At 50.1% G+C, this 11,577-nt stretch carries 11 protein-coding genes, 2 tRNA genes and 1 rRNA gene; 9 read left to right on the top strand and 5 right to left on the bottom strand.

Annotated features, from left to right (window positions below; translation table 11 throughout):
- Positions 1 to 4: 4 nt before the first annotated feature.
- The 6 genes from rrf to CAG65_RS05715 all read left to right on the top strand — a co-directional run bounded on the left by rrf (position 5) and on the right by CAG65_RS05715 (position 2,314).
- Positions 5 to 120, top strand: a 5S ribosomal RNA gene (gene rrf / locus CAG65_RS05740).
- A 32-nt stretch (positions 121 to 152) separates the two neighbouring features.
- Positions 153 to 229 (top strand) — tRNA-Asp (locus tag CAG65_RS05735).
- Between the two features lie 35 nt (positions 230 to 264).
- A tRNA-Trp gene (locus CAG65_RS05730) sits at positions 265 to 341 on the top strand.
- A 197-nt stretch (positions 342 to 538) separates the two neighbouring features.
- Positions 539 to 871, top strand: a complete 333-nt coding sequence (locus CAG65_RS05725; RefSeq protein ID WP_161452770.1) for a DUF1904 domain-containing protein — start codon at positions 539 to 541, stop codon at positions 869 to 871.
- A gap of 18 nt (positions 872 to 889) precedes the next feature.
- Entirely contained in the window at positions 890 to 1,732 is an 843-nt protein-coding gene (mepA, locus tag CAG65_RS05720) for a penicillin-insensitive murein endopeptidase (protein WP_161452768.1), read from the top strand.
- A gap of 270 nt (positions 1,733 to 2,002) precedes the next feature.
- Positions 2,003 to 2,314 (top strand): hypothetical protein, encoded by a 312-nt coding sequence (locus CAG65_RS05715; RefSeq protein WP_040903009.1) that lies wholly within the window; start codon positions 2,003 to 2,005, stop codon positions 2,312 to 2,314.
- Between the two features lie 33 nt (positions 2,315 to 2,347).
- Here the strand turns inward: CAG65_RS05715 and CAG65_RS05710 are convergent, their stop codons facing one another.
- From CAG65_RS05710 to rdgC, 3 genes are all read right to left on the bottom strand, one after another.
- Positions 2,348 to 2,602, bottom strand: coding sequence for a YfhL family 4Fe-4S dicluster ferredoxin (locus CAG65_RS05710; protein ID WP_021706571.1), 255 nt, complete (start codon positions 2,600 to 2,602; stop codon positions 2,348 to 2,350).
- A gap of 2 nt (positions 2,603 to 2,604) precedes the next feature.
- Entirely contained in the window at positions 2,605 to 4,005 is a 1,401-nt protein-coding gene (trhP, locus tag CAG65_RS05705; RefSeq protein ID WP_021706572.1) for a prephenate-dependent tRNA uridine(34) hydroxylase TrhP, read from the bottom strand.
- Between the two features lie 168 nt (positions 4,006 to 4,173).
- Positions 4,174 to 5,088 carry a recombination-associated protein RdgC gene (gene rdgC, locus CAG65_RS05700; protein ID WP_021706573.1) on the bottom strand — a complete coding sequence of 305 codons (915 nt, stop codon included), beginning with the start codon at positions 5,086 to 5,088 and terminating at the stop codon, positions 4,174 to 4,176.
- Positions 5,089 to 5,267: 179 nt separating this feature from the next.
- Here rdgC and phoB point away from each other — a divergent pair, with 179 nt between their 5' ends.
- The 3 genes from phoB to CAG65_RS05685 are packed head-to-tail and all read left to right on the top strand — an operon-like array spanning position 5,268 to position 8,241.
- Entirely contained in the window at positions 5,268 to 5,957 is a 690-nt protein-coding gene (gene phoB / locus CAG65_RS05695; protein WP_021706574.1) for a phosphate regulon transcriptional regulator PhoB, read from the top strand.
- A 20-nt stretch (positions 5,958 to 5,977) separates the two neighbouring features.
- Positions 5,978 to 7,276, top strand: a complete 1,299-nt coding sequence (gene phoR / locus CAG65_RS05690; protein ID WP_161452766.1) for a phosphate regulon sensor histidine kinase PhoR — start codon at positions 5,978 to 5,980, stop codon at positions 7,274 to 7,276.
- Positions 7,276 to 8,241 (top strand): PstS family phosphate ABC transporter substrate-binding protein, encoded by a 966-nt coding sequence (locus CAG65_RS05685; RefSeq protein WP_443098380.1) that lies wholly within the window; start codon positions 7,276 to 7,278, stop codon positions 8,239 to 8,241. Before phoR ends, CAG65_RS05685 begins: the two co-directional genes overlap by 1 nt.
- A gap of 26 nt (positions 8,242 to 8,267) precedes the next feature.
- Here the strand turns inward: CAG65_RS05685 and ppx are convergent, their stop codons facing one another.
- Together ppx and ppk1 are read right to left on the bottom strand one after the other, a co-directional pair.
- Positions 8,268 to 9,767, bottom strand: a complete 1,500-nt coding sequence (ppx, locus tag CAG65_RS05680; RefSeq protein WP_161452764.1) for an exopolyphosphatase — start codon at positions 9,765 to 9,767, stop codon at positions 8,268 to 8,270.
- Positions 9,751 to 11,577: polyphosphate kinase 1 (ppk1, locus tag CAG65_RS05675; protein WP_161452762.1), on the bottom strand; the 1,827-nt coding region annotated here is incomplete at its 5' end. The genes ppk1 and ppx, both read right to left, overlap by 17 nt.

The raw sequence follows: 11,577 nt of genomic DNA, 5'->3' as shown, positions 1-11,577 counted from the left end.
TTTGCTTGGCGACCATAGCGATTTGGACCCACCTGATTCCATGCCGAACTCAGCAGTGAAACGAATTAGCGCCGATGGTAGTGTGGGGTTTCCCCATGTGAGAGTAGGACATCGCCAGGCTTTAAATTTAGACTTAAATGTCTAACCAGTGCGGAGCGGTAGTTCAGTTGGTTAGAATACCGGCCTGTCACGCCGGGGGTCGCGGGTTCGAGTCCCGTCCGCTCCGCCATTTATTCGAGAGTCGTCTCATTAAACACGAACTGTAGGGGTGTAGCTCCAATTGGCAGAGCAGCGGATTCCAAATCCGCGTGTTGGGAGTTCGAATCTCTCCACCCCTGCCATATTCAAGGCCTCAGTCGAAAGACTGAGGCCTTTTTGCTTTTAAAACTATTCATCTTCACTGTTCAAATACGTCAAGCGTATCTCCGTCCTTTTTTCTAACCCCGCTTATCCCAAAATAAGTTGATACTGACGGCCGTGAGTTTACGCATATATCTTGCTATTATTTCTTATCAACCCAATGACTTAGGATTTTTCCATGCCCCATTTACGTTTTCGTGCTGTAGAGCCTCAAACCGTTCAAACGCTATCTAATACTTTGCTTGATGAGCTGCAGCCTCTGATGGCATGCCCACGAGAAGATTTTACATTTGAGTATATCTACTCCACTTTTTATTATGAAAGCGAAGTGACAGCGGCGTATCCGTTCGTTGAGGTGCTGTGGTTTGATCGTGGTCAGGAGGTTCAGGATCAAGTCGCTCAAATCATCACTCAACAGGTGCGCGCTATTATGGGTGAAGATGTTGATGTTGCCGTTATTTTCTCAGCACTGAAACCCAATGAATACTATGATAATGCACAGCACTATTGATTAACGCTAGGAGGGAAAATGCGCAAGCTTTGTTTAGTAGGATTACTCATTTGGCCATTTTCTCTTTATGCCACGCCTTGGGAGCAACTTAAATCGCCTTCTTCACAGCCGAGTCAATCGATCGGAAGTTATGCGAACGGCTGTATTGCGGGGGCAGAACCTCTTCCGTTACAAGGAGAAGGTTACCAGGTGCTGCGCAGTCAACGCGCACGTTACTATGCGCATCCTCAAACGATTGAATATATTGAATCGCTTGCTGCTAAGGTGAATGCCAGCCTGAACACAAATCTGTTGGTGGGGGATCTTTCCCTACCACAAGGTGGCCGTTTTTCCAGCGGCCATTCCAGCCATCAAACCGGGCTTGATATCGACATTTGGTTGCGTTTAAGCAGTGTCAAACTCAATGACTCAGAGTTGGCAAAGCCAGAGCCAGTGAGTGTTGTGAATCTTCAACAGTATCGACTGACACGGGAGAACTGGCAGCAAAAGCATTTCCAACTGATAAAAATGGCGGCGAGTTACGATCAGGTAGCTCGGATATTTGTGCACCCCGTTATCAAGCAACAGCTGTGCGACAGTGAGCCTTCAGAGGAGCGTGCCTGGCTGCGCAAGGTCAGGCCGTGGTGGGGGCATCATTACCATATGCACGTACGCTTAAACTGCCCTGAAGGTGATCGCAGTTGTACACCTCAGGCGCCGCCGCCTCGGGGGGATGGGTGTGGAGCTGAGCTGGCCAGTTGGAAACCACAACCCAAGCCAAAAATACAGCAACCCGTCGCCACTAAAACGCCAACGAAAAAGCCGTCAGTCAAGCGCATGCCGTCTCAATGTATGGCGATGTTAGAGCAATCAACCAGTTGAGTATGTATTGTGAGTCTTAGTTTTGGGAATGCAATTGCATAACTAAAACTGGAGAAGCGTCACACTTTTGTCTACAGTGAATTTATCGAGTATGACTTACCTAAGGTACACGCTGTAGGTCAGCAGAACGATCAGGCTGATCCGTTTCGCGACTCTGCGATTCGGGCGGTGATTACCTGAGTATCAATCGGTTGGCATCTGAAGGATAAGGTATGAATTAAATCTGTGGGTCGGAGGCTTGCGACTCGTTAAACAGACTTCAAGGAAAGGATGAAGACGATGATTTGTGCACGAGAGTTTGCCGATTGGCTGAGAACGCGCTTTGAACAGGAGAGTGGTGGGATCACCATGACACGCGAGGACGTGAATCAGCTTACCGGACGCCAGAGTTTCAGCATGGGGTTTGTCAACGACGTTCACTATGAGTTGATGCAGCATGGCATGGCATTCGTTACCGATATGGGCAGAGAGACGTTTTATTTAATCCCAATTTCAGATGCATTGCCCTGGCGAGAGCGGTTGGAATATCAGTACGAAAAAGAGCTGTTCTGCAACATTTATCCGATGGAAAAATCCGGTTAATCAAAGGCCACCTATTACGGTGGCCTCATTTTTCTAGGCGAGTCCCTGAATGATCACAAATTTCTCTAACAGCTGTTCTTCTGTTTCAATGTGATTCGGATCAGTGATGATGCATTTTGTAATTGGGCATACGGACTGACAGGTCGGCTTCTCATAATGCCCTTTACATTCGGTACACAGAGCCGGGTCAATCTCGAAAATGGATTCGCCCATCGAAATGGCACCATTGGGACACTCTGGGTCGCACATGTCACAGTTAATGCATTTATCCGTGATCAGCAGAGCCATCGTTAGTTACCTGTTGGATTGCGAGTATCTTGGCCAGAATTGAGGTTACGCATCAGCAGACCATAGTTCAGGTCCATGTCTTCTGGAACCGGAATGTAGACAAAGTGGCCGTTGCCTTTCGCATCGTCAATGGCTTGTCCTTTGCGGTTTTCCATCGCTTCAAGGGTAAAGACGACATTGCCTTTTGGGGTCATCAACTCCAGGCTGTCGCCAATCAAAAACTTGTTTTTGACTTCCACTTCCACCATGTCACCGCGACGCTTGCCTGTGAACTCTCCGACAAACTGCTGAGCATCTGAAACGGAATAGCCGTAATCGTAGTTCTGATAGGCATCATGGGTATGACGGCGTAGGAAGCCTTCGGTATAACCACGGTGTGCCAGACTTTCCAGTGTACTCATCAGGCTCTCGTCAAACGGTTTACCGGCAACGGCATCATCGATTGCTTTGCGGTACACCTGCGCGGTGCGCGCACAGTAGTAGAACGATTTGGTCCGCCCCTCAATCTTAAGAGAGTGGACCCCCATTTTGGTCAGGCGTTCAACGTGCTGAATTGCGCGCAGATCTTTAGAGTTCATGATATAAGTTCCGTGCTCATCCTCAAACGCCGCCATTTTTTCTTCCGGACGGTGGCTTTCAGACAGCAGCACTACATCGTCTATCGGCTTACCACGGCCAATGGTGGTTTCCGGACGTTCATCCTGCACTTCAATGGATTGAGCTGCATTGGGATCGAATTCTTCGACGATCTGGCCAGAGTCGTCTTCTTTGCCTTTTTCGACCTTATACTCCCAGCGGCATGCGTTGGTGCAAGTGCCCTGGTTTGGGTCGCGTTTATTGATGTAGCCAGACAACAGGCAACGGCCGGAATAGGCCATACACAGAGCGCCGTGCACGAACACTTCTAATTCGGTCTCAGGACAGTGTTCTCGGATCTCTTCGATTTCTTCCAGAGACAATTCGCGAGACACAATCACACGTTCAACGCCATTGGCGGCCCAGAACTTGACGGTTGCCCAGTTGACTGCGTTGGCTTGCACTGAGAGATGAATTGCCATCTCTGGGAAGGCTTCACGAACCATCATGATTAAGCCTGGATCAGACATGATCAGAGCGTCCGGGCCCATCTCAACAACGGGTTTCAGGTCACGAATAAAGGTTTTCAATTTCGAGTTGTGTGGCTGAATATTGCAGACCACATAGAATTTCTTACCTTGCTCGTGGGCTTCATCGATGCCGATTTTGAGGTTTTCGTGATTGAACTCGTTGTTGCGTACGCGCAGGCTATAACGAGGTTGACCGGCGTACACGGCATCTGCGCCATAAGCAAATGCATAGCGCATATTTTTCAGGCTGCCTGCTGGTGACAGCAGTTCAGGAACGAATGGTGTTTCAGTTGTCATTGCTTCTTTCTCTTAATCTGATCTCAGGTCAGGCTGATTCCACCTTATGGAATCAGGGGGCGCAAATTTTACGTGAAAACGTGATCCTTGACTAGGAAAATATCACTAGTAAAAGTCCGGGTATAAAAAAGGCCCCCGAGTCGGGAGCCTGATATGTCAGCATTGCTATTACGCATTCGGATGAGGTAAGCCACCCAGTGCGTCATAGAGGTTAGGCAGAAACGCACTCATTTCACCGCACATCAGTGAAAAATCGGCATCAAAACGTGCTCCTGCGTCTTCGCGTGGAATATCTTCATTCTGATCTTTCAGTTCATCGGAAAATTTCAGGCGCTTGATGCTGCCGTCATCGGCCAGAATAAACTCGAGACGTTCTTGCCAGCTCAGAGCCAGTTTAGTCACCAGTTTATTAGCGTCGATGTGGCTTTGGATCTCATCGGCTGTCAGTTCTTGTTTTTTACAGCGGATCACGCCGCCATCTTCCATGGCAGATTTCAGCTCCGCTTCGTCAAGCATGCTGAATCCTTGTGGTGTATCACCATTTTTCACCCATTCGGTCAGGGTGTTTTCCACAGGAGCGTCTGGAATCGCCGGGACGACGGGCAAGCTACCCATGGTTTTACGCAACAGCGCCAGAACATCTTCGGCTTTTTTATAGCTGCTGGCATCAACCAGAATAAAGCCCTCTTGAGGCATGATCAGAACAAAGGTCAGTTGGCTGCGGCTAAATGCGCGCGGCAGAAGATCAATGATGATGTCTTCTTTCAGGTTGTCTTTTTCTTTCTTTTTCAGCGGACGACCTTCCTCGACTTCCATCGCGTCCACTTTGGCGTTAAGTGATTCTTTGATCACCGAAGCCGGCAGCATTTTTTCTTCTTTTTTGGCACAGATCAGGATGCGGTTGTCCGACACGTGAGTCATCATATCGCCGTGTTTGCCCATTGCGGTTACCCAGCCGAATTTCTGTTTATCTTGACTACCACATGGTGTGAAACGGAACTCAGCCAGCTGTGTTTCCAGTTGGTCAGCATTGAATTCGATATCGCGATTAAAGCGATACACTAAACAGTTTTTAAACCACATACTTTTTCTCTTACCTGAAAGTGACTGCCAATTTTAGGCAATTTTGCGCCGCTTGTCTTAAGTTATCACAATGAATTTGATACGAAACTTATATGAAAATTTGTTTGCAAAGGTCACAAAAGTGTCATAATTGATCTTGATAATGCATAGCGTCGATTAAACACAAAGGTTACTCAATTATGTCTAGAAGGATTCTGGTTGTTGAAGACGAAGCGCCGATTCGTGAGATGCTGTGCTTCGTACTTGAACAAAAAGGTTACCAAGCAGTGGAAGCCGAGGACTACGACACTGCGGTAAACAAATTGGCTGAACCCTTCCCTGATTTAGTGCTGCTTGACTGGATGTTGCCTGGCGGCAGCGGCATCAACTTTATCAAACACATGAAGCGCGAAGAGCTGACCCGCAACATACCGGTGGTGATGCTGACGGCACGTGGTGAAGAAGAAGACAAAGTCCGGGGCCTGGAAGTGGGCGCGGATGATTACATTACCAAACCTTTCTCACCCAAAGAGCTGGTCGCACGCCTCAAAGCGGTTATTCGCCGCGTGACCCCCACGGCATTGGAAGACGTAATTGATGTTCAGGGACTGAAGTTGGATCCGGTATCACACCGCGTCACCGCGAATGACACCCCGCTCGATATGGGCCCGACAGAGTTTAAGATGCTGCATTTCTTTATGACTCACCAGGAACGTGTTTACAGCCGTGAGCAACTGTTGAATAACGTGTGGGGGACCAATGTGTATGTAGAAGATCGCACGGTCGATGTGCATATCCGTCGTCTGCGCAAAGCGCTGGAAGTGGCTGGTCACGACAAACTGATCCAGACCGTCCGTGGCGCCGGCTACCGTTTCTCTACGAAAGCATAAGGTTGTGGCTAAGGAATTGAATGGTTGAACGATTAACCTGGAAAAAGCTGGCATGGGAGCTGGCTTTTTTTTACTCCCCCTGGCTCATCGTCGGGTGGATTTTTGGCTATATGCCGTGGCTGCTGTTGGCAGCTACGGCTTTGCAGCTTGTATGGCATCTGCACAATCAGATGCGTCTCTCGGCGTGGCTGTGGGACGAAAAGCGGCTGACGCCTCCGTCGGGATCGGGAAACTGGGAATACCTGTTTAACGGTATTTACCGACTGCAGCAGCGTCAGCGTCGCAAGCGAAAAGAACTGACCAATTTGATTCGCCGCTTTCGTAACGGAGCGGAATCGCTGCCGGACGCGGTGGTGGTGTTTCGCGACGAAGGTAATATTGTCTGGTGCAACCGCCTGGCTCAGCATCTGTTGGGCTTTCGTTGGCCGGATGATGCCGGACAACCGATTTCGAATCTCATCCGTACCCCAGATTTTATCAAATACCTCGGAAAGAAAGATTTCGCAGAGCCATTGGAGATGCGCTCCCCCCTTAACGTGGAACGTATGTTAGAACTGCGTATCGTACCGTATACCGAAGGCGAACACTTGATGGTCGTGCGTGATGTCACCCAATTGAAACAGTTGGAAGGCATGCGCCGCAACTTCTTTGCCAACGTCTCTCATGAATTGCGTACACCGATGACGGTACTGCAAGGCTATCTTGAAATGACCGAAGATCCGGACATGGTTGTTGGCCCGATGTGGAGTAAAGCACACGGTGTCATGACCGAACAGCTCAACCGGATGAACAGTTTGGTCAATCAGTTACTGACCCTGTCAAAAATCGAGGCGGCGCCAATGCACGAGTTAGACGAAGTGGTCAATGTGCCGGAGATGCTCCAGGTATTGGAAAAAGAAGCGCTTAGTTTAAGCGGTGATCACGCGCACCGGCTGCATTTTGATGTCGACAGCAGCTTGCGGGTACTTGGCGATGACGATCAGCTTCGCAGTGCCATTTCCAATCTGGTGTACAATGCGGTTAAATACACCCCAGCGGGCGCCGAGATCAACGTACGCTGGTTCCAGACTGCTCAGGGGGCTTGTCTGGAGGTGGAAGACAGTGGCGAAGGCATAGAGCCGCAGCACATTCATCGCCTGACCGAGCGCTTCTATCGGGTCGACAAAGCGCGCTCGCGGGATACCGGAGGCAGCGGCCTGGGCCTGGCGATCGTTAAGCACGCACTCAGTCATCACGATTCACATCTGGATATTCACAGTGAGGTCGGTGTTGGCAGTAAATTCTCGTTTATCCTGCCTAGCCGGTTGATAGTGAAATGATGTACACACGCTTTATGACAGGCGCCGCCGTGGTGTTGACGCTCTTGAGCGCGCCAATTAAGGCCCAGCAGCCGGTGACGTTAACGCCTTATATCAAAACGCCGGGTATCTCGGGCAGCCTGTCATCGGTTGGCTCGGATACATTGGCAGGGATGATGACGCTTTGGGTTGAAGAGTTCAAGCGTCTTTATCCCAATGTGAATGGTCAGGTACAGGCATCTGGGTCCTCCACAGCTCCTCCGGCATTGACCGAAGGCACCGCTCAGTTTGGTCCCATGAGCCGGCCGATGCGTAACCGAGAAATCGAGTCGTTTGAACGCGCACGTGGCTATCGTCCAACCGCACTGCGGGTGGCGATTGATGCCATCGGAGTGTTTGTCCAACGCGATAATCCAGTGCAAGGATTGAACTTTCGTCAGTTAGACGCGATTTTCTCTTCTACATTACGCTGCGGTGAAACCCGTCCAATTACGACTTGGTCTCAACTCGGGCTGGAATATGAATGGGCCAAACGTGGGATTCAAATGTTTGGACGCAATTCGGTTTCCGGCACGTACGGCTATTTCAAGCAAAATGCCCTGTGTGGGGGGGATTTTAAGAACAACGTCAATGAGCAGCCAGGCTCGGCCTCTGTGGTTCAGTCGGTGGCGTCATCCATCAATGCGATTGGCTATTCTGGTGTCGGGTACCGGGTCTCGGGCGTGAAACTGCTGTCAATCAGCCGGGATGGCACGGACTATGTGGCACCAACGCAGCAGAATATTCTCAGTGGCGACTATCCGCTGTCTCGTTACCTGTATGTGTACATCAACAAAGATCCGCACAAGCCCTTGTCCCCTCTGCAACGCGAGTTTGTTCGTTTTATCTATTCTCAACAAGGACAGGCGATTGTGGTGAAAGACGGGTATATGCCCATTTCGCCGGAAGTGGCGCAGCAGGAGCTGAAGAAGTTAGGCATCGAATAAAAAATGCTGGCAAGGCCAGCATTTTTTTAAAAGCGCAGCTCCCAGCCCGCCGATCGCCAGTACTCTTGCTCAGACTGTAAATCGGCATCCAGCAGCTTATTGTTTTCCAGCCAGTGCTCGTCTGGGCAGGTGAGAGTCCAGCTGTCATCGTCGACGCTCAGCCTCAGTTCAGGGAGTGGATCGTCGCTGCGCTGACCATTCAGCAGGATCGCCAGGCGCAAAATCCGGATCAGGCTGATGATGTGTTTTTTCTTAAACAGGGTAAAATCTTCGAGATCATTGAGTTTAAGCGCTTTACGATGAAAGCGTGCCAGCATGGCCATCACCAGTTGCTGTTCATGGTTGAACCCCGGCATGTTGGTATGGCGCAGGATGTAAGCCGAATGACGGTGTACTCCCTGTAGGCTGATACTCAGCCCGACCTCATGCAATAAGGCACTCCATTCGAGTAAATCAAACAGCTCTGACTGCTTGCCCATGCCTAGTGCATCAGCCACTTGATCGAGAAATTCACGTGCCTGACCTTTGACTTTAGCGGCGTGCTCTAAATCGACGTTGTGTTTTTGTGCCAGCGCTTCGGTGGTGCGCATCCGGATATCGAGGCGCTTAAAACGATCTTCCATTTCATACAGCAAGCCTTCACGCAAAGCGCCTTCAGAAAAGTGCATCTCTTCAATCCGCAGGGCCAGAAAAATAGCGTGTAAAATCGCCACACCTGCAGCAAACACTGGTTTACGTTCGTCGGTTAAACCTGACAGGGTGATGTCGTCGATGGTGTGCCACTCACACAGCTTTTCTATCAGCTTTTCCAGTCGTTTGGCGTTGATAAAGCCATCATCGTAACCAAGGCCGATCAGCACTTCTCGGATCGCTTTGATCGTGCCCGATGACCCAAGTGCAATGTCCCAGCCTTTTTTACGATAGCGTGAGGCGATCGACTCGAGTTTTTGCTCCGCCGCGAGAGTGGCCTTGGCAAAGTTCTTTTTCGACAGTTTGCCGTTGGCAAAGTAGCGATCTGTGTAGCTAACACACCCCATCTGTTTACTGTTGACCAGATCGGCCGCAAAGCCTTTGCCAATCACCAGCTCGGTGCTGCCTCCTCCAATATCAATCACCAATTTTGAATCGGACTCGGGCTGAGTATGGGCGACGCCTTGATAGATCAGACGCGCCTCTTCTTCACCCGGAATGATTTCGATGGGGAAGGGCAGAACCTCAAGCGCCCGCTGGAGAAAGATGTGAGCGTTGTTAGCTTGACGCAGAGTGTGCGTGGCTGCAATACGAACATTTTCCGGGCTGAACCCCTGCAATCGCTCGGCGAACATAGCCAGACACTCCAGACCGCGTTCGATCGCGGCGTGGTCGAGGTTTTTCTGCCCATCCAGGCCTGACGCCATACGGACTCGCTGTTTGTGGCGGCTAATCAGTTGCAGATCCTGGCCGACGACCTTGGCTACCACCATGTGGAAGCTATTGGAGCCGAGGTCTATCGCTGCGATATCTCGGGTATCAGTGGGGTGATTCATTCGTGTTTAACTGCTCTCTACGTTTTTTAGTCTGCTTTTCTACATTTTTAAGATAGTCATAGATGGCAATTTGCGAACGGACTTTTTTGCGATTTCCACGCGGTACGTACGTATTGCTCATCTCTTTGTCTATCCAACGCGCTTTTACAGTATCAGTAAAATGAATGTCAATGATATCAATAATGCGTTGTTTCAGGCGTGGGTCACGAATAGGCGCTGCGACCTCAATGCGATGATCGATGTTGCGGGTCATCCAGTCTGCTGAGGAAATGTACACCAGCGGGTCACCGTCATTGTGGGTGATGATCACTCTGGGGTGTTCGAGGAAGCGATCGACAATGCTGATGATTTTAATGTTATCACTGACCCCCTCCACACCAGGGACCAGAGAGCACATACCGCGGATGATCATGTTGATCTCCACGCCGGATGCACTGGCGCCATAGAGCTTGTTCACCAGTCCTTTATCGACCAAATTATTCACTTTGAGGGTAATGGCGGCCTTTTTGCCAGCGCGAGCGTTAGCGGTTTCGGCGTCGATCAGTCGGTAGAGCTGCTTACGGGCATTGCGCGGCGACACTAACAGGTGGTTGAAGCGCACTGGCCGGTAAGGGTTTTCAATGTAACCAAACACATTGCGTACTTCATTGGTTAATTCAGGATCGGCGGTCAGCAGGGAGAAGTCGGTGTAAAGCCGCGCGGTTTTTTCATGGAAGTTACCCGTGCCGATATGAGCATAACTCACCAACTCTTCGTCTTCGCGACGGGTGATCAGCAGCAGTTTGGAGTGAATTTTTAACCCTGGTGCACCAAACACGACATGGACGCCGGCTTCGGTCAGGACGCGTGACCATTCAATATTGGCTTCTTCGTCGAACCGGGCCTGAAGCTCCACCACCACCGTCACGCTTTTGCCGTTGTGTACCGCGTCGATGAGTGAATTCATTAAACGGGAATCTTTGGCCACTCGATAGATGTTGATTTTGATGCTCAATACTTTGGGATCGAACGACGCCTGGCGGACCAGTTCGGTGATGTGCTCAAAGGTGTGATAAGGGTAATAGAGCAAAATGTCCTGCGCGCGGATGGCGTCGAATTTATTGGCGTAGCCGTCAAAATCGGCACATTTCATTGGCGGCAGTGGCCGGTTTTCCAGATAATCACGACCAACATTCGGAAAGCCGATAAAATCCTTAAAATTATGGTAGCGCCCCCCCGGGATCAGACTGTCGTAGTTGGAAATTTGCAGCTTGTTGCAAAGCAGGCTCAACATGGCTTCGGGCATGTCCGTCTCGTAGACAAAGCGCACCGGCATGGCACTCAGGCGTTGCGCCAGGCCTTCGGACATCTGCTCCAGCAGGCTGTGTTCCACCTCATTACTCAGATCGTATTCCGCATCCCGGGTCATCTTCATGGCGTAACCGTTGAGCTCGTCGTATTCAAAAAAGCCCTGAAAGATGTCATCGAAACAATAACGGATAATATTATCCAGCAGAATGATGGTCTTGCGCCGTTTACCTTTTTGCTCTGGTACCATGACAAAGCGTGGCAAGTGATCGGTTGGAATTTCCAGCAGTGCGTATTGTCTGTTTTCTCCCTTCCGCAACTCGACGGCAATATAGGCATATTCGTCTTTGAGAAACTCAAGCACATCAATTTCGTCACTGATCAGCAGCGGAGTGAGGTGAGGCAAGACTTCATTACGGAAGTATTTTCGGATCCACTTTTGTTGGGTTTCGTTGAGTTGTGTTTCATTTACCAGGAAGATCCGCCGGCGGGCCATTTCCATGATCAGCTCACCGTATAACTC

Origin of the sequence: Vibrio sp. V39_P1S14PM300 (assembly GCF_009904765.1) — a bacterium.
Classification (GTDB): Bacteria; Pseudomonadota; Gammaproteobacteria; order Enterobacterales; family Vibrionaceae; genus Vibrio; species Vibrio proteolyticus.
This window is presented reverse-complemented; position numbering and strand designations above follow the sequence as displayed.